General features: G+C 64.6%; 13 protein-coding genes. 2 read left to right on the forward strand and 11 right to left on the reverse strand.

Annotated elements, in window-relative coordinates; genetic code table 11:
* Positions 1 to 25 precede the first annotated feature (25 nt).
* The 11 genes from JF616_11915 to trpE form a co-directional block, all read right to left on the reverse strand.
* A complete protein-coding gene (locus JF616_11915) occupies positions 26 to 1,168 on the reverse strand; it encodes a serine protein kinase RIO (protein ID MBW8888453.1) in 1,143 nt (380 codons plus the stop codon).
* Between the two features lie 103 nt (positions 1,169 to 1,271).
* Entirely contained in the window at positions 1,272 to 2,672 is a 1,401-nt protein-coding gene (locus JF616_11920; protein ID MBW8888454.1) for a thiol oxidoreductase, read from the reverse strand.
* Positions 2,673 to 2,675: 3 nt separating this feature from the next.
* Positions 2,676 to 3,785, reverse strand: a complete 1,110-nt coding sequence (locus JF616_11925; protein ID MBW8888455.1) for a hypothetical protein — start codon at positions 3,783 to 3,785, stop codon at positions 2,676 to 2,678.
* Positions 3,785 to 5,524 (reverse strand): hypothetical protein, encoded by a 1,740-nt coding sequence (locus tag JF616_11930; GenBank protein ID MBW8888456.1) that lies wholly within the window; start codon positions 5,522 to 5,524, stop codon positions 3,785 to 3,787. Before JF616_11930 ends, JF616_11925 begins: the two co-directional genes overlap by 1 nt.
* Before the next feature lie 113 nt (positions 5,525 to 5,637).
* Entirely contained in the window at positions 5,638 to 6,870 is a 1,233-nt protein-coding gene (locus JF616_11935) for a cystathionine gamma-synthase family protein (protein MBW8888457.1), read from the reverse strand.
* Positions 6,864 to 10,505, reverse strand: coding sequence for a hypothetical protein (locus JF616_11940; protein MBW8888458.1), 3,642 nt, complete (start codon positions 10,503 to 10,505; stop codon positions 6,864 to 6,866). The genes JF616_11935 and JF616_11940 overlap by 7 nt, the downstream gene beginning before the upstream one ends.
* 44 nt (positions 10,506 to 10,549) lie before the next feature.
* Positions 10,550 to 11,029: a low molecular weight phosphotyrosine protein phosphatase gene (locus JF616_11945; GenBank protein MBW8888459.1), complete on the reverse strand. Its 480-nt coding sequence runs from the start codon at positions 11,027 to 11,029 to the stop codon at positions 10,550 to 10,552.
* A 22-nt stretch (positions 11,030 to 11,051) separates the two neighbouring features.
* A complete protein-coding gene (gene trpC, locus JF616_11950; GenBank protein ID MBW8888460.1) occupies positions 11,052 to 11,861 on the reverse strand; it encodes an indole-3-glycerol phosphate synthase TrpC in 810 nt (269 codons plus the stop codon).
* 22 nt (positions 11,862 to 11,883) lie between these two features.
* Complete coding sequence (gene trpD / locus JF616_11955) at positions 11,884 to 12,906, reverse strand: anthranilate phosphoribosyltransferase (GenBank protein MBW8888461.1); 1,023 nt, start codon at positions 12,904 to 12,906, stop codon at positions 11,884 to 11,886.
* On the reverse strand, positions 12,903 to 13,508 hold the full coding sequence (locus tag JF616_11960; GenBank protein ID MBW8888462.1) for an aminodeoxychorismate/anthranilate synthase component II: 606 nt from the start codon (positions 13,506 to 13,508) through the stop codon (positions 12,903 to 12,905). The genes trpD and JF616_11960 overlap by 4 nt, the downstream gene beginning before the upstream one ends.
* A gap of 3 nt (positions 13,509 to 13,511) precedes the next feature.
* Positions 13,512 to 14,975, reverse strand: a complete 1,464-nt coding sequence (trpE, locus tag JF616_11965; protein MBW8888463.1) for an anthranilate synthase component I — start codon at positions 14,973 to 14,975, stop codon at positions 13,512 to 13,514.
* Between the two features lie 72 nt (positions 14,976 to 15,047).
* Here trpE and JF616_11970 point away from each other — a divergent pair, with 72 nt between their 5' ends.
* A complete protein-coding gene (locus tag JF616_11970; GenBank protein MBW8888464.1) occupies positions 15,048 to 16,658 on the forward strand; it encodes a S8 family serine peptidase in 1,611 nt (536 codons plus the stop codon).
* A 187-nt stretch (positions 16,659 to 16,845) separates the two neighbouring features.
* The gene (locus JF616_11975) at positions 16,846 to 18,765 is read left to right on the forward strand and encodes a hypothetical protein (protein MBW8888465.1); all 1,920 of its coding nucleotides are present in this window, start codon (positions 16,846 to 16,848) and stop codon (positions 18,763 to 18,765) included.
* Positions 18,766 to 18,776: the final 11 nt, after the last annotated feature.

Consider the following 18,776-nt stretch of genomic DNA (forward strand, 5'->3'; position numbering starts at 1 on the left):
TCCGCCCCGCCGCCGTTTTCCGACGTTAGCGTCGGCCCCACTCCCGCGGCGGTTTGGCAGGCGGCGGAACCGGGGGTCGTGGCGATTGCGGCGGAGGTGGCTGCGAGGACGGCCGCGAGGGCGGCCGCGAAGATGGCGGCGGCGGATTCGCTTGCGGCCGTTGCGATTGCCCATGGGGACGGCCGCGCTGCGGATCTTGCCGATTGGTTCGCGGAGGCCGATTGCCTTGCGGCTTTCCCCGTTCGGACCCGGGCCCCGGATTCCCGAAACCCGGGTTTCGGTCTTGCGGTTTCCCCGCCTCCCGATCCCAGGCCCTCGGCACCCGCTCGCCCGCCTTCCTCAGGAGCTTATCTTCATGCTCCTTGCGCGCATCCCCGATCGCATCCAGTACCCCGCCCACGTCCGCCGCGCGGGTCGGTTCCGTGAAGCGACCGGTCAATTCGGTTTCCGGGGTGAGCTTGCGCTTTTCGTAGAGGGCCCAGATTTCCTTCGCGTACTTGAGCCCCAGGATGCCGGGCTCGAAGCGGCCGAACCAGCGGGCCATGTTGTCGACGTCGCGGGCGAAGAGCATGGCGGCGCTATTGTTGCCGGCCGCGTTGACGGCCTGGGGCAGATCGATGATGACGGGCCCTTCCGTATCGACGAGGACGTTGAATTCCGAGAGGTCGCCGTGGATGATGCCGGCGCAGAGCATGCGCACGATCTGGGAGATCAACTCCTCATGGTAGAGGAGCGCGGTCTCGGCCGAGAGCGTCAGATCGTTCAGGCGCGGGGCGGGCAGGCCGTCCTCCCCCAGGATCAATTCCATGATGAGGACGCCGTCGAAGAAGCCGTAGGGCGTGGGCACGCGGATGCCCGCGGCGCTCAGGGTGTTGAGGGCGGCGACCTCGGCGCTGATCCACGAGTTCTCGGCTTCCTTCTTACCGAAGCGGGTGCTCTTGGCGATGGCGCGCGCGCTGCGGCTGTTCTGCACCTTGCGGCCCTCCTGGTAGACGGCGGCCTGGCGGAAGCTGCGCTGGTTGGCTTCCTTATAGACCTTGGCGCAGCGGACCTCATCGCCGACCTGCACGATGAAAACATCCGCTTCCTTGCCGCTCTTCACCTGGCCCAGTACGTCGTCGATGATGCCGTCTTCGACGAGGGGGATGAGGCGGGAGGGGATCTTCATGCGCTTTCCGGGCTGGAGGTAGGACCGAGGCCCAAAGATACCACCGTTCGGATGGGGAACGGGCCGGGTCTCCCGATAAAAAGACCGGGGATGCTATGGGATCCTATAAGGACGATAAGAACGCGAGCAGGGACTCGCGATCCGCGGGGGCCATGGCGCGCACGGTCTCACGCGCCCGTTCCGCCTCGCCTCCGTGCCAGAGGACCGCTTCCAAGGGATCGCGCGCCCGCCCGTCGTGGAGCAGGTAGGAGTGGCCGTTGACGAGACGCGTAAGGCCCAGGCCCCACAAAGGCGCGGTCCGCCATTCCCGTCCGTCGGCATCGAAATCGGGACGGCCGTCGGCGAGCCCCGGGCCTAGATCGTGCAGAAGCAAATCCGTATACGCGTGGATGATCTGCCCGGACAACTCGGGCCGGCCGGGAACGGTTCCCGTGGTTTGGGCGGGGATATGGCAGGCCGCGCAGCCGGCGGAGGCGAAGAGTCGCTCGCCCCGCGCCACCTGGGATTGGTCCCAATCCCGGCGGGCCGGCACCGCCAAGGTCTCGAGGTAATAAGCCACCTTTGCCAGGCCGGCGCTGTCGAGATCGGGACCTTGGCCCGCGCAGTCGGGGCGGTCGCCGGCGCAATTCTCCTCCGGAAACACGGGCGTGGTGACTCCCATGTCTTGGTTGAACGCCGCCGCGATTTGCTGTTGGAGGCCCGCGCTATTGGCCTTCCATCCGAAGCGGCCCAGCGCCATGGCGCCACGCGCGGGATCATAGACCCGGTTAGGGCGGCCGGAGATGCCGTCCCCGTCGCGGTCCTCGGGATCGGCCCGGGCCAGCAGCGAGTCTTCATCCAGGGCTTGCAGTAGTCCCATGCCGAGGAGGGGAGGGGCCAGGCGCGGCGATAGCATCGCCGCGGCCGGAAGGGGCGTCCAGGGATCGCTAAGGGCATAGGCGGGGATGCGCAAGGTCGCGCTGCCGCCGCCACCGAGGGCGACGGACGAATCCCGATAGGCGATATCGAGCGTCGCCTCCGCGGCTTGGCCGGCAACGGCCCGGGTCTGGATTTGGATGCCGAACCCGGCGACGGGCGCGGGACCGCCATGGGCGTCGCTTCCGGGGACGCTGACTCGGAACAACATGCCCAGCATGGGCTCGCCTCCTTCCGGCGGCCGGCCGCGGCCGTCCCGCAAATGGCAAGCGACGCAGGAAACGTCGTTGTACAGGGGCCCCAGGCCCGGTTGCACGGGCGACGGGGAAGTCACGAAGGTCGCGGAAAAAAGCGCATCGCCGTCCTCGTGGCGCCTGAGTTCAAGCTCCGAGAGGCCGGGGGCCGGATTCGAGAAGGCGCTCCCGGTCGCATCGAAGGCGGTCAGGGCTCCGCCGGCGCGGGGCGGCTCGGGCGCGGGCCCATCCCCGTCCCCGTTCCCGGCCATGCAGCCCGCCAACGCAATGGCCGTACAACCCGCCAGCGCGAAGGCCAAGAAGCCGGCGCGCAACACGGCCGCGGTCGGATGCATGGATCAGAATTCCACGCCCAAGGCGGGGGCCGCCTCCAGGATGAGGGCCGCCCGCAAGGCGCGGATGGCGCTCGAAGCGCTATCGACGCGATCGCGATGCGCGGTCGCCGCTTCGCCGAAGACCCCCATCGCCTCGATCTTGGCGATGGAGGAATCGAGCATGCCTGAGATGCGCCGGTCCAGGGCGGGATCCTTGGCCCGGAGCAAGGCGCCGATGCCCTGCCCGCTTTCGCCGAGGTAGCTCCCCCGGTAGACGTCCCGGGCGCTGCGCAGATTGTCCGCGAAATCGGCGGTGGAATTGCCGCTGAAGCGCGATTCCTCCTGGATGAGATCAGGAGGCGTTACCCTGATCACATTATAGATTTTCTCGTTCGCCACCTCCTGGCAGATGGAAGCCATCGCGAAGAGGATCTCCCGTAGTCCCTGCGTTTCGCTCTCGTACACGGCGCTGCCGTGGCCGGCATCGGCCAGAGCGTCCAGGTAATCCCCTTTGCCCGGATCCCAGGCGTCCTTGAGCCGATGGACCTCGCCTGCCAGGCTGGCGGCGGCGGCCTGCAGGTATTGCCTCGCCCGCAGGTCCAGGCTTTCGGGAGTCCGAGGGGTCGCGCTGTCCCCGAAGAGCAGGTATTCCAGGGTGTGGAAGCCTTTCAGGTTCACGTCCAAGCTATCGAGGTAGGCCTTGGTCAGCGCCGCGTTCCCCGACAACACGGCTTGCAGATCGATCTGGTTGACCGGCCAACTGTCGATGGGCGCGTCGATGGGCAAGGTCACGACGGGCCCGAAGAGGAAGCCTTCCCCTTTTTCCCAGGGCGAGCGCGCGGCGCGCCAAGCCTGACGGGCCGCTTCCAAACGCCCGGAGTCGGGGGCCGCGGCCAATCGATCCGCGGCGGCCGCCAAGGAGTCGGCCCGTTCCGCCAGATCGACATAAGTCGGGTAGATCACGTCGGCGGCGATGCTTTTCAGGACGGCGGACGGTTCGGGAGGATCGGCGCCGGGGCCGGAGGCGTTGTCGCAGGCGATGAGTCCTACGAGGGCGATGCAGGCCACCGCCCGCCCTGCGGCGGACGGCCATGCCGTACGGCCCGGGCCGGCGGCGAAAAGGCGAAGAGGCATCACGGCGCCGCTAGCTTTCGCGTCTGCGTGCGGAGGCCATCCGTCCACTGCACCAGCAGGAGGTCGCGGCGGCCGGCCGCGAGAGGCACGCGCACCTCGGCGTCCCCGGCGGGCACGCGGGTATCGAGGACCACGGCGCCATTGGCTCGCATCGCGCGTACGCGGACAGAAGCGGCCTTCGGCCCCGCGTCCCAATGGAAGGATAGCTGAATGCCGCCCGCTACCGACGCCATGCGCAAGGCGCCCAGCCCCGCCGGAGACGGAACGGTCGCATCGGCCAAGCCCACCGCGCAGGACGTGTTCAGCTTGATGGGATCGGACACGATGCCGTTGGCGCTGATGGCCAGATCGTAAACGGCTTCGGGCAGGCCCGCGGGCAGGGTGAGCGAAACCGTATCCTGCTTCCCGTAGCGCTGCACCCCGGTGCTGTTCCAATCATGGGTGCGGCCGTAGCGGACGGTTCCGTCCGCCGCGGTGAGGCGCGCGATGGGGTAATTGGTGTTCATCTGCACGTCGTCGCCGTAGACGGCGCCCTCGGAGATGCCGTTGAAGAGGGTGCCGGTGAGCGTGTACTCCTTGCAGGCGACCTTCGCGGCGGCCTTCCCGATCACCGCCTTGCCCGAATCCAGCTGCGCGCCGTCGGGGGTATAGACGAAGACCTGCGAGGAATTCTGCTGGGTGTAGAGGATGGTCCCGTCGGGCAGGTCCACGCCTTGGGTCACGTAGGCGGGGCTGCGCGTGGACGTGCCGCCCCCGGGCGCGTTCACTTGCTCGTAGCCGCCGGTCCGGTAGTCGTACTCGTAATAGTACATGGGGCTGGGGAAATGCTCGTCGGAGGTGGGCGGCGGGGTCACGGCCAGCAGGATTTTCCCGTTGACCAGCATGAACCCGATGGCGTCGGGCTGCCCATAGCCGTTGGGGACGGGCGTCCCGGCCGTCCAGGTCCCGGGGGCCTCGCTCCCCGAAGGCGTATACAGGGCGGTGACCCCGCTCGAACCGAAGTAGATCGCCTTCCCGTTGGGAAGCAGGAAGCCGGGGCCGGTCTCGGTTCCGTAAGGGTCGAAGAGGGAAACCGGAACCTTGGCGTCGGCCACCCACTTGCCCAGGGACGGGATATAGCGCTCCGAGGTGGTCGACCCCGTGTTGACCGTAAGGACGCTGTTGTCCCGCAGCTTGACCCAGGTGGCTTCGCTGTACCGCCCGTTCACCAGGCCGGACCCCTTGGTGAAGGTATTGGCGGCGGGATCGAAGAGCCACATGGCGGTTCCGCTGCCCACCGCGCTTTGCATCACGCGCCCGTCGTCCATGATCTCGAGATTGGCGTCGCTGATGGAGCCGTTGCTCCACGGGATCGAGGTCCACGCGTTGGCGAGGGGATCATAGACCTCCACCTTCGAGCCTCCCGTGCCGTATTCCCCGCCGGCCACGTAGACCCGGCCGTCCCTCAGTAGCTGGGAGCTGAAATCGATGCGCGTGCTGGCCATGGGCGCCGGCGTCTTATCCCAGGTTCCATTGACGTAATGCCCCTTGTCGTCGGGGATGAGCCGGATCCATTGGTTGCCGTATTGATCGGGGCCATGGTTGGTCTTGAAGAAGACGGATCCGTCGGACAACAGGATCTGGGCGCCGTAGGCGGGATAGGGCGGAGCGGTTTTCAACGGGGTCCATTTCCCCGCGGCGGATGCGAGGGAAACGATTAACGCGATGCTGGCCGCGGGCCCCGATCCAAAGCGGTTCATGACGACTCCTAAGGCAAGGCGCCGGCTGGCGACGGCTTACCCGGAAGTCTATCTCCTCCGGCCCGATCGTGTTGGTCGAATCCTGCCGCGGAAGCGGGATCCCGCCGCCGCGATTATCCCAAGGCCTGCCCGAAATCCTCTACCAGGTCTTCCGGATCCTCGATGCCCACCGATAGCCGGATCATGCCGTCCTCGATGCCCATGCTGGCGCGCCGCGCCGGGCCCATCTCGAAATAAATGGTGTGTGCCACCGGGATGATGAGGGTGCGGTTGTCGCCCAGGTTGCTGGAACAGATGGCGATCTTCAGGCGGTTGAGGAAGGCGAAGGGCTCGACGCCGTCGGCGAGGACGAAGCTCAGGAGCGCTCCGGGCCGCTTAAAAAGTTCCTTGGACAGGGCGTGCTGGGGATGGCCGGGCAGGCCGGGATAAAAGACGGCCTTCACCTTGGGATGGCCCGCGAGGTACATCGCCAAGCGGCCGGCATTGCCGCAAGAGCGATCCATGCGCAGGGCCAGGGTTTCCGAGCCCACCGAAAGGACATGGGCGGCTTCCGGCGCGAGGGTGCCGCCGAAATCGCGCAGGCCCTTCTTGCGTATTTGCAGAAGGGCCCATAGCTTCTCATCCCCGGTCTTGTAGATGTCGAGGAGATTCGGATAGGCGGGCCAGGCGAAGAGGCCCAGATCGGTGACGGCCCCGCCCAAGGCGTTTCCGTGGCCGCCGAAGTATTTCGACAGGCTGTTGATGGAGAAGGTGGCCTTCACCATCTTGGGGAGGAACAGGTAAGGCGAGGTGAGGGTGTTGTCCACCGCGTAGATGATCTTCTTCGCCTCGCACAGCGTGCCGATGCGGGCGAGATCGGCCACTTGCGTGGCCGGGTTGGCGATGGTCTCGACCAGCACCATGCGCGTGGACGGCTTCAGCGCCTCCTCGACGTTGCGTACGTCGGTTGCATCCACGAAGGAGACCTCGATGCCGATGCCGGCCAAGGTATTCAAAAGGCTGTTGGTATTGCCGAACAGGAAGGAACTGGAAACGACGTGATCGCCCTTGCGCAGCAAGGTGGTCAACACCGCCGCCAAGGCCGCCATGCCCGTGGAGAAGGCCACCGTCCCCACGCCTTGTTCCATCATCGTGACCTTGGCTTCCACCGCCGAAACGGTGGGATTGGCCTGGCGCGCGTAGGCGTAGCCCTTGGCCGTCCCCTGGAAGACGGCGGCCAGATCCTCGGCCTTCTCGTAGCCGAAGGCGATGGACGTGTGGATGGGTTTATGCAAGGAACCATGCTCAGGCTTGCCGAGCCGATCCGAGTGCAGGATGCTGGTAGTGAATCCTTTTGTCTTCAAAATAGCCCCAGATTGAATCCCACGTAGAAGCGGGGTTTCTTTACCACGTTAATGTAATCCCTGCGCGCCTGCGCGTCCCGGGCCGCCACGAGATTGCCGTTCGCGTCGACCATGCCTTTGGGATCGTTGCCGTAATCGCTCCCGTACAGGTTGTCGGCCTTGAGGTTATTGATGGGCTGGAAAACCTGCACGTAGGCGGTGAAGGGGTATTGGTGGTAAAGCCGGAAATTCGCCGACAAACGCACGCCTACGTCCAGCAGCAGATGGTATTGATGGATCCAAAGGGAATCCCCCACGGCGTCCGGGGTGCTGAGCAGGGTGGTGCCCCATTCGCATAGGCCGGTCAGCATGAATTGCTTCAGCGAAGTGGTCGGCAGATCGGGGATGAAGGCGCCGGCCTTGAGGGGGATGGAGGCCCCGGCCTGCCCGAAAGCGTAGAAGGTGCCTTCCATGATATCCCGGCCGCGGTAATAGAAGTTGTACGGGTAGCCCGACATGCGGTAATAGCCCAGGCGATAGGTGATGGGCCATAGGTAGGGCTGCGGCTGCCGCACGAAGACGGTATCGTTGCCGCTGACATGGCCCGGCGCGGAAACCGTTGGGAAGGTATTCAGGAATTCCCCGGCTTCGGCATTGGCGAACAATGACAAGCGCCGGCCGAAGGAATACATCCCTCCCACGCCGCCTTCCACCGACCAAGGATCGTATTCCGACTGCACGGGGACGACGAGGGGGGCCGCCGCGTTGGAGCCGGAAATGCGGATGAGGCTGGCCGTATCCACGGAAAGGACGTTGGTCTGGTAGGTGGCCCAATACTTGTGGACGAGGCCGTAGAGGCCGCCCCCCGTGGGGAGGAAGGTCGCCAGCATGGATTTCGACCAGCTCCATCCCATGTTGGCTTCGTAATGCTTATGCTCGGAAGCGTCGCGCAGGAAGTCCGTGCGGGGCTGGGTGGCGGCGTTCACGATGGAATCGTTCTTCAGCAGCCGGATGGTCGATTGCTGGGTGAAATCCTGGGTGATGAATTGCTGCCAATAACTTCCGCCTAAGGTGAAGTCGTACGGCAAGGGGGCGACGGCGGACACCGCCCAGCGCGACCATTCCGTCGAAAAATTCGTTTGCGTGATCTGTTCCGCCTCATCGGCGCCGATGTTACCGCGTAGGACGTCGTTCGCCACGTCGTTATTGCCGATGATGTCGTGGTAAACGGAATAATAGAGCGCCGGGGTCCATTCGAAACGCGTATGGCGGATGGTGGTGCCCGCGATCATGCCGTCGTAGGTGAACAGGTAGTCGAGCGGCGCGTCCAGCCGGGTCCGCTTGGTGAAGGCTCCCGAAAGCGATTGGTAAAGGCCGCCATAGGCTTCCCCGAAAGCCAGGTTCAGGCCCGCCACGACGTCGGTATAAGAGGTATTGCCGGAGAGGAAGACCGGCGAGAGCGCCACGAAAGGGGTGATGTCGGCCGCTACCTTGGTGCCGTGATAGTCCCCCGTCTCGAAAATAGAATCGTATTGGAGCTTATTCGGTTTCACCGCCGGAAGGGTGTCCCGCGCCGGACCCATGTTCCGGGCGGTGCGGACCAGGTTCAGGGGTTCGCGGAAGATGCGGAACTGCTGCTGCTGGAAGCCTTGGTAGTACAAGGTCCCGTCATGCGGCAGGGGCTCCAGCGCCTGGCTGGCCACGTGGGTCGCCCTATAGAGTGTGGAGTCGCCGGGCAAGCGCGCGTATACATCGTAGACGCTGTACACGCTGTCCTCGGCGTTGGAGGAGAAGAAAAGCGTATCGCCGGAAAAGCGCAGATTGCGAAGCGCGCCTTTGCGCCAGTCCACCACGAAAGCCAGCTTCTGGCCCCGGGCTACGGGGAGGGAATCAGGGAAAAGGGATGAATCCTTGAGGGCCAGGAAGGGATTGAAGGCCGGGGCGTCCGCGTTGATGGCGACGATGGCCTCCTTGTTCTCCAGCCCCAAGGTGAAGTAGATGGAGTCGCCTTTGGGGGTGAAGCGCGGATTATAGACTTGCTCGCCGTTGGAGAAGTTGGTCAACTGGTGGGTGCGGCCGGAAGAATCGAGGATGGCCAGATTGCTGGAGCCGTTGTCCTTACGCGAATACACGATGAGCCCCTTGGAGGGATGGTAGCTCGGGTAAGCGGCGCGTTCCTCCCAGGTGAGGCGATGCCATTTCTCGCTTTCGCTCTTGTCGGAGCGGAATTCGTATTCCCAAAGGTCGGTGTGTTCCGCGTGGCGGTCCTGGCGCGCGGTCAGGAGGCGGGTCCCTTCCCGGTTGAACTCCAGCCCCGCGGAACCGTATTCCTCGCTACGCTGGGGCCCATCGGAGAACGCATGCACGCGCGCCGCCGGCAGCGCGCGCGGCGCGGTCCCGCGCAGGGAGCGCAATCCGCCCGAACCCGCGGTGGCGCGTTTCATCAGGGCCATGGCCGGATTGGGCGCGCGCATGGGCGGCATCACCCCGGCAGGGCCGGCCACGGGGCCTTCCCCCGGAAGGAAGCCGTCGCGGGCGGGAGCCGGCGAAGGGGCGGGAACGGGATCGGGCGCGGGCGACGGGCCGGAAGAGGCGGGGGCGCCGGAGGACCCGGCCGAGGGCTTACCCGATTTCGTGGTCTTTCCGCCCACGGGCTTCCAGTAGATCCAATTGAGGGGAGCGCGCCGTTCCTCGTCGTTGCCGAGCCAGGCCATGTACTTGCCGTCCGGGGAGAAGGCGAGGTTCTGCTGGTAGCCGCCCCGCATATCCGGGTCGGCCACGCTGTCGCGGGGGATATCCTTGAAGTCGGCATAGCGATCGGAGAGGGAACGCTTGAAATCCTCGAACAGATCGGGCAGGCCCTTCCCGAAAGCCTTCTCCACCGACCAGGAGAAATTGAAAAGCGGCTTGGCGAAGGCCAGCTTCCGCACCTTGTCCGCGCCGAAGCGATCCTTCAGGTAGATGAGGAAGCCGTAGCCCGTGTTATAGGTGCGCTCGGCCTGGGTCCAATCCTCGTCATCGTCGAAGGTTTCGATGAAGTCCAAGGAGGGGAGGGTGCCAGTGAGATAGGCGTCGCGCAATACCATGTCGCGTTGCGAATCCCAGCTATCGTTGCCGTTCATGTAGGCTTCGAATTGGGCGATGCCTTCCACGTACCAGGTGGGCGCGATCAAGGGCACCCAGGGATAATGGAACGAGTAATTCACGTTGGCGTTGTAATTGTAGGTGCTTCCGTACAAATCCACCGCGTCCACCGGGGACAGCCAGGCCGCGCGGCGGAGCGAGAAAACGTGGGCCAGCTCGTGGGTCACCACGTTCTGGATCCACAATTGGCGGTTGCGCATCACCCAGTCCATATGCGAAGGGAAGATCTCGATGCTGGAAAAGTTGTAGATGGCGAACCCGTTGGCTTCGTCGCCTTCGTCCACGATGCGGATGGTGATCTTCTCGTAGCGATCGTAACTCTCGTAAGCCTTGGCCAAGGTGGGCCAAACCGATTCGGCCACGCCCAGCACTTCGCCCGCGAGCTGTTGGTATTTCTTCTCGTAGGCCACGCGGTAATGCGGCGATTCCATGGTGGTAATCTTTTCGGCCCGGGCGGGAGCGGCCAAGGCGAGGGCGATGAGCAGGGGCGCGAGGATGGCAAGGGGTTTTCGCATAGCCCCCTAATGTAGGTTTAGGATTATCAAGCCACAACGGATGGCTAGGGCCGGGGCGCGCTTTCGAGTTGGTCCAACAATCTTTCGCAGCAACGCCGGAGCATTTCGTAAACGGCATCGAACTCGTAGGGGCCGCCGTAATAGGGATCGGGAACGTCCGCGCCCTTCTCTTCGGCGGACCCGAAATCGCGCATCAGCCTGATCTTGCCGCCTTGGCCGGCGGGGGCCAACGCTTCCAGGTCGCTGCGGTTGTTGCGGTCCATGGCGACGATGAGATCGAATTCCCCGAAATCGCTACGCCGCACCTGGCGGCCCTGGCTGGGCAGGGCCACCCCGCGCTGCTTCGCCGCCGAGATGGCGCGGCGATCGGGAGGCTGGCCTACGTGCCAATCGCCGGTGCCCGCCGAATCGATAAGGTAGCGTTCCGCCAAACCCCGCTCCCGCACCAAATGGGCGAAGATGCCCTCGGCCAAGGGGGAACGGCAGATGTTGCCGAGGCAAACGAAGAGGACCTTCTTGGGCATGGGATCGGGACCGGCCATGCGATCAGAAGGCGAGCAGATCCGCGAGGGCCCGGGCCACGTCCTTTTGCTTCATCAGGCTTTCGCCCACCAGGGCGGCCTGGACCTTCGCGTCCGCCAGGGATTTGAGATCGGCGGGCTTGAAGATACCCGACTCCGAGATGACGGGCACGGAATCGGGTACCAGAGGACGTAACTTGAAGGTGACCTGGAGATCGGTATGGAAAGTCTTGAGATCGCGGTTGTTGATGCCGATCAGGGGGGCGCCCGCGTCCACGGCGGCCTTCACCTCTTCCTCGGTATGGGCTTCCACCAGGGGCGTAAGGCCTAAGCCGGCGCCCAGCTCGATCAGGTCCTTCAACTGCTTTGGAGTGAGGCAAGCCACGATGAGCAGGTAAGCGCTGGCCCCCAGCACCTTGGCTTCGAACACCTGGTAGGCGTCGGTGATGAAGTCCTTGCGCAAGGTGGGGAGTTCCACGTTGCGGGAGATGTCGCGCAGGTAGCGATCGTGCCCCTGGAAGAAATCCTCTTCGGTCAATACCGACAAGGCGGACGCGCCGCCGGCCTGGTAAGCCTGGGCTATTTCCAAGGGCTTGAAATCCTGGCGGATGACGCCGCGCGAAGGCGAGGCCTTCTTGACCTCGGCGATGACGTGGACGCCCGGGCCGCCGGAGGCGCTTTGGATCGGGGCCTTTAGGGCTTCCAGGAAATTGCGAGCGGGCGGCGGCAGGGAACGGGCCTTGGCTTCCATGTCCGCCGTCGAAACCTGCAGTTTGATCTCGGCCAGTCGCACCGCCTTGGCCTGCAGGATCTTATCGAGAATGGTATTGGCCATAAGGATGCGTGCGCCGATTATATCATGCGGAAGGGAAAGACCGCGAGCGGGAGACCCAGCTTTCCAGGACGCGTTTGGCCGCGCCCGATTCGATCGACTTGCGGGCCAAGGCTACGCCGCCCTTGAGATTCGGGGCCAGGCCCGCCACGTAGAGCGCCGCCCCGGCGTTCAAGAGCACGATGTCGAGAGGCGCGCCCCGCTTCCCATCCAGTATTCCCCGGATGATTCCCGCATTGCGGACGGCGTCCCCGCCCATCAGATCGGCCTTGGAAGAAAGGGAAAATCCCAGGTCCTCGGGATTGAGGATGTACTCCGTTACCTCGCCGCCCTTCAGCTCGGCCACCTTGGTGGGGGCGGTGAGGCTGATCTCGTCCAAGCCGTCGGTGCCCGCTACGATCATCACGTGGTCGGAACGTAACTCGCGTAATACCTCCGCCAAGGTGCGGGTCAGGTTCATGTCGTAGACGCCGATGAGCTGGCGCTTGGCGCGCGCGGGATTGAGCATGGGCCCGAGCAGGTTGAACAGGGTGCGCTGGCCCAGTTCGGCGCGTACGGGGGCCACGTGCTTGAAGGACCCATGCAGCTTGGGCGCGAACAGGAATCCGATGCGGCACTCGTCGATGCAGGCGCCCACCTGCTCGGGGGCCAGATCGAGCTTCACGCCCAGCTCTTCCAGCACGTTGGCGCTGCCGCAAGCGCTGCTGACGGCGCGATTGCCGTGCTTGGCCACCGCCGCGCCGCCGCCGGCCGCCACCAGGGCCGCCGCCGTGGAGATGTTGAAGGTGCCGCTATGATCGCCGCCCGTGCCGCAGGTATCCACCAAGGGCTGCGCCGAAGTCGGTACCAGGGTCGCCTTCTCGCGCAGTACGGTGACCGCGGCGGCGATTTCGCCGGGGGTTTCGCCCTTGATGCGCAAGGCCACCAGGAAGCCGGCGATCTGGGCCGGGGTCCATTGGCCTTCCAGGATGCCGCCCATGGCGCCCTGCATTTCCGCGAAGGCGAGGTTCTCGCCCTTGATGAGCTTGCCCAAAAGCGGCGCGATCATGGATTCCCCTTCATGGACAGGAAATTCCGGATCATGTCCTTGCCATGCTCGGTGAGGATGGATTCGGGATGGAACTGCACGCCGAAGAGGGGCCGGGCCTTATGCCGCATGGCCATTATTAATGGTCCTTGGCCCGCGGCCTCGGAGGCGGGGTCGATGCAGGTGGCGGTGACCTCGAGTTCGGCCGAAGGGAAACCCTGGCGCGAGACGATCAGGGAATGGTAGCGGGTGGCCTGGAAGGACTTGGGCATGCCCGCGAAGATGTCCTTGCCGTCGCATTCGATGGTGGAAAGCTTCCCGTGCATGGGCGCCGGGGCGCGCACCACCTTGCCGCCGAAGGCCTCGCCCATGGACTGATGCCCCAGGCAGACTCCCAACAGCGGGATGGAAGCGGGAACCCGTTTGATCAGTTCGACGGAGATGCCGGCTTCGGCCGGGGTGCAGGGGCCGGGGGAGACCACGATATGGGTGGGCTTCAGGGCGAGCGCTTGCTCGACCGTCATCTCATCGTTGCGGATCACCTTCAGATCGGGATTGAGTTCCCCGATGTATTGCATCAGGTTGAAAGTGAAGGAATCGTAATTGTCGATGATGAGGATCATGGCTCAAATCCCCGCCGCCGCATCGACCGCGCGCATCAGGGCCCGGGCCTTATGCCGCGTCTCCTCGTACTCCATCTGCGGATCGGAATCGGCCACGATGCCGCCGCCGGCCTGCACGTAGGCCACGCCGTCCTTCACCAGCATGGTGCGGATGGCGATGCAGGAATCCAGGTTCCCGCGGAAGTCCATATAGCAGATGGCGCCGCCGTACAGGCCGCGCCGGTTGGGCTCCAGCGAATCGATGATTTCCATGGCGCGGATCTTGGGGGCCCCCGAAAGGGTGCCCGCGGGCAAGCAAGACATCAGCGCCCTTAAGGGATGGTATTCCCGCTTCAGCTTCCCTTGCACCACCGACACGATGTGCATGACGTTGCTGAAGCGTTCCACCTGCATGAATTGGGTCACCTTCACGCTGCCGAACTCGGACACGCGGCCGATATCGTTGCGTCCCAGGTCCACCAGCATCAGGTGCTCGGCGCGTTCCTTGGGATCGGCCATCAGATCCTTTTCCAACGCCCTATCCTCGGCATCGTCCTTGCCGCGCGGTCGCGTGCCGGCCACGGGCTTGGTCTCGCAGAGTCCGTTCTGCACCTTGACCAGGGTCTCCGGCGAAGCGCCCACGATCTCGAAGTCGCCGTAGTCGAGATAATACATGTAGGGCGAAGGGTTGATGGATCGCAGCGCCCGGTAGATGGAAAGCGACGAGGCCGTCGGCTTGGTGGTGAAGCGCTGCGAGAGGACGATCTGGAAGGCGTCCCCGGCGCGGATGTATTCCTTGCACTTTTCCACCCCGGCCTTGAAGCCCTCGGGGGTGAAATTGGATTCCCACTGCGCTTCGCCGCTTTCGGATTTGGGCTGGGGCGGTACGGGCCTGGCGAGTTCGGTTTCGAGCTGGGCGATCTTCGCCACGGCCGAGGCATAGGCCTCTTCCAAGGTCGGGAACTCGCCGGTCAGCACGTTGGAAACGATGCTGAGCTTGTGCTTGATATGATCGAAAACCAGGAAGGATTCGTAGATGCCGAAGTGGAGATCCGGCAAATGGAAATCGTCCCGGCCCGTGGCGGGGATGTCCTCCACCAGGCGGATGGCATCGTAGCAGACGAAGCCGACGGCCCCGCCGGAGAAGGGAGGCAAATCGGGCGCGCCTACCCCGCGGAAGCGGGCCATGAAGGCTTGCAGCTCCGCCAACGGGTCGCCTTCCAGATCGCGGCGTTCTTTCCCGCGGATCTGGATATGCCGGCCCTTGGAGGAAAAGGTGTAGAGGGGATCGCGCCCCAGGAAGGAGAAGCGCGCCAGCTTTTCGCCCACTTCCACGCTTTCCAACAGGAACACCCGGTGGCCCGGACGCTTGAGCTTAAGCAAAGCGGTAATGGGCGTCTCCAGATCCGGCAGGAATTCCTTATGCAGCGGGATGACGTTTCCCTGGGCGGCGAGGGGCCTGATTTCTTCCAATGACTTCATGCCGATGCCGCGCTAAAACGCGGCCTCCAATGGGTTTATGTTGCTAATATAGTAACGGGTTATTGAGGGGAGCCTATCTTGTCCGCCATGCCGCCCATGCTGCGCAGCGCGCTATCGCTTCTGGTATTGGCTAGTACGCTTTCCGCCCAGCCGGCGTCGGTCAAGGTATGGGTAAACCTCGCCGACAAGGGCCCGGACTTCCGCGCGCCCGCTGCCGCGGCCTCGGCGGCATCCCGGCGCGCTTACGAAAACCGGCCCGTATACGCGCCCTATCTGGATTCCCTGGCACGCTCCGGTTTCGCCCTCGCGGCCGCCCTCAAATGGCAGAACCGCGTCTCTGGGAAAATCGAGGCATCCCGCCTGCCCGCCTTGCGAGCCCTCTCCTTCGTCACCGCGGTGGAACCTCTGCTCCGCCGCAAACGCCGCGCCGCCGTCCCGCCGCCGTCGCCCCTGCCCAATTGGCCCTTGGCCAAACGGGCCGCCGCCATCGATTACGGGGCCGAGACCGCCTTGTTCGATTCCTTGGGCATCGCGCGCCTCCATCGCTGGATGGACGCCAATGAAATGCGGCCGGGAGCGGGCATGCGGGTGGCCGTCATCGACGCGGACTTCCATCTGGGCAGCGCCATTTATACCGATCTCAAGACCCGCATCCGGGATCAATGGGATTTCGCGGGACATCGCCCGCAAGCGGTGGACGATAGCCTGGAAGACAGCCACGGGGCCGAATGCCTTTCCCTGATCGGGGGTAACGCGCCGGGTACCTTGGTCGGGGCCGCGCCAGCGGCCGAGTTCATGCTCTACCGTGCGGAGATCAACGACAGCGAGCTCTATGCCGAGGAAGATTACGTGGCCGCCGCGATCGAACGCGCCGTCGATTCCGGCGCCCAGGTAATCAGCATCAGCCTGGGCTACCGCTGGGATTTCGACCTGGGCGAACCGGACATCCCTTACTCCCAACTGGACGGGCGGACCCGGCCCGCCTCCCTGGCGGCCCTGGGGGCGGCCCGCCGCAACGTGGTCGTGTCGGTCGCCATGGGCAACGAAGCGGAATCCCATCCCGAGGGCCCAAATCTGGGGACGCCCGCCGACGCCGACAGCATCCTTTCCCTCGGCATCGTGAACTCGGATCGCGCCCGCTGCGGTTATTCCTCCATCGGTCCCTCCGCCGACGGCCGCATCAAGCCGGAGATCGTCTCCATGGGCCTCATCGGCGGTTGCGCCGTGGCGGTCGCTTATCCGGATACGGCCCCGCCCCATGCGGTCGCCTATTCCGGTACCAGCTTCGCCACGCCGGTGGCCGCGGCCGCGGCGGCCTTGCTGCGGCAAGCCCGGCCGGAGGCTTCCGCCGAGCAAATACGCCAAGCCCTCCTGCGCACGGCCGATCACGCGGATCATCCCGATAACCAGACGGGCTATGGCGTAATGGACGTGGCCGCCGCGGCCATAAGCCTGGGCGTCCCTTTGAAGATCGAATTAATCGAAAAGGGGCACGCCCGACTCTTCCATCCCGGCGGCGAGGGCCCGATCTTCGTGGCCTGGGATCCGCATCGGGCGCAGCCTCCCCTGGAATTGACCGATCTCTCGGGCCGCCGCGTTCCGATTTCGGTCAACCTGTCCGGTTCGGTGTTGGCCCTGAAGCCCGCCCGCAACCTGCCTACCGGGGTCTACATGGCCCGCATTCCTTGATCCGGCCAGCGTTCTTCAACGCATCCCTATATTCAAAAAGGCAGTCCTGCCTCTTCGTTCTTACCCGGAAACGGATACTCCTGGATAGCGCACGCGAAAAAAAAGAGCACGCCTTAGATTGGAAACGGGATTTTCCGGACCCCGATTTTCCGGACCCAACGTGTAGTCAGAGCGGAGAGGAGGCGTCGTGGATATTCGCATCGCAGCGGGAATCGTGCTCGCCTTCGGATTGTCGGCCAATGCCCAGACCATCAGCGTGCATGGCAAGGTGACGGATGCCGCCGGTAAGCCGCTCGCGAACGCGGTCGTGGAACTGACGCACGCGAAGCTGAAGGATACCACCGGAATCGACGGCGCCTATGCCTTGGGGGCGGGCATCATCGCGGTGCGGCCTATCGGAAACCCGTTCGCCGATGGATCGGTAAATCCCTCGGCCGCGGACATGCGGCTGGACCAGGGAGCTTTGATGCTCGCGGTGGCTGAAGACGCGCCTATCCGGATCGGGGTCTTCGACCTCCGGGGGAATCTCCTGGAAAGGACGGTTCTGGATCGGGCCAAGGCGGGAAGTTATCGCTTAAACCTGGCCGGACGTTTTCCGGCGGATAACCTGCTGATCGTAAAGGCTTCCATCGGAGGACGGGCCAAGGCCTTCGCCTATTTCCCGCTGGGCCGTTCCGCCGGCGCGGACGCGGATCTGGAGTACCTCGGCCCTTCGAGCGCGGTCCTGGCGAAGGAGGCCGCCTTCGTGGATACCCTCAAGGCCACGGCCGCCGGGTACCAGGCGAAATCGTTCGCACTCAACTCCTATGCGGTGACCCAGGATATCCTGCTGGAGGCCAACGCCTCTTGTACCGCGCCTACGCCGCCGACGGCCAAGGACGCGGTCACCCTCGACATGGCGGCGACCGAGGGCCCGCCCACCTATTCCGCTTCCGGTTTCATCTACGGCATCGCCGCGGACGGCCTGCAGCCGCCGGACTCCCTTTTAAGCGCCATCAAAGTGAAGACGTTCCGCGCCGGGCGGGGAACCTCGGGAGGCTGCGGAGAGGTGAATTGGAAAATCCATTGGGCCGTGATGAAGGCCTACTACGCCAAGGCGAAGGCGATGGGCGGGACCATGCTCATGTTGATGAGCGATGATTACCAGTATTCTTGCTCCCTTCCCGGCGATGGCGGGGATTGGACGACCTTCGACGCCTTTCTGGATCAACTCATCGACAGCGTGAAGGCCAACGGCATGACCGGTCCCGACGTGCGCTGGGAGCTCTGGAACGAGTCCGATTACGCTCCCACCTTCTGGAGCGGTACGCAGGCGCAGTGGTTGGATACCTGGAAACACGAATACCAGCATGTCCGCGCCGCGCTTCCGTCCGCCGTCATCGAGGGGCCGAGCTTCGCGACGGGCTCGGCCGGATCCTCCATGAGCGCCTTCCTCGATTACGCCAAGACCAACAATGTCGTCCCGGATATCCTCAACTGGCACGAAGCCGGCGGAGGCAGCGATCCGCAGGCCGACCTGGCCACGGCCACCCGTGGGCTTTCGACCCGCGGGATCACGGGCGTGAAGGGCTTCGACATCAACGAATACGGGAGCAAAGCCGAGCAGAACCCGGGGCACTCCGCCTGGTTCCTGGCGCGCTTCGATCGGGCGGGACTGCAAGGCCTACGTTCCAACTGGGCCGGGGGAGCGACTTTCTTCTCGAACATGGGCGACCTGGTGACCACCAACTGGCAGCCCAATAGCCAGTACTGGATCTATAAGCGCTACGCGGACCAGACCGGTCTGCGCATCAATACCACAGCCGGTACCCAGGTAGATGCGGTGGGCTATGCGGATATGGCCGCGGCCAAGTCCATCATCGTGGTGGGCAACCGGGGGGGATCGACCGGATCGGTCAACGTCGTCATCAAGAACGTCCCGTCCTGGTTGCAAAGCGGCGGGACGACAAAGGTGCTGGTGGAAAAGATGCTTACGGGCACGGGAGCGTCGAGCGGACCCACCGTCGTCTCGAACGCATCCGTGGCCGTGACTTGCAATACGGTCATCGTGACCCTCGATTGGGCCACGGCGACCGATGGTTACGCGCTCACCTTGAGCCCGAACTGATCCTACGCCGG

It is taken from the genome of Fibrobacterota bacterium, assembly GCA_019509785.1.
Classification (GTDB): Bacteria; Fibrobacterota; Fibrobacteria; order UBA11236; family UBA11236; genus Chersky-265.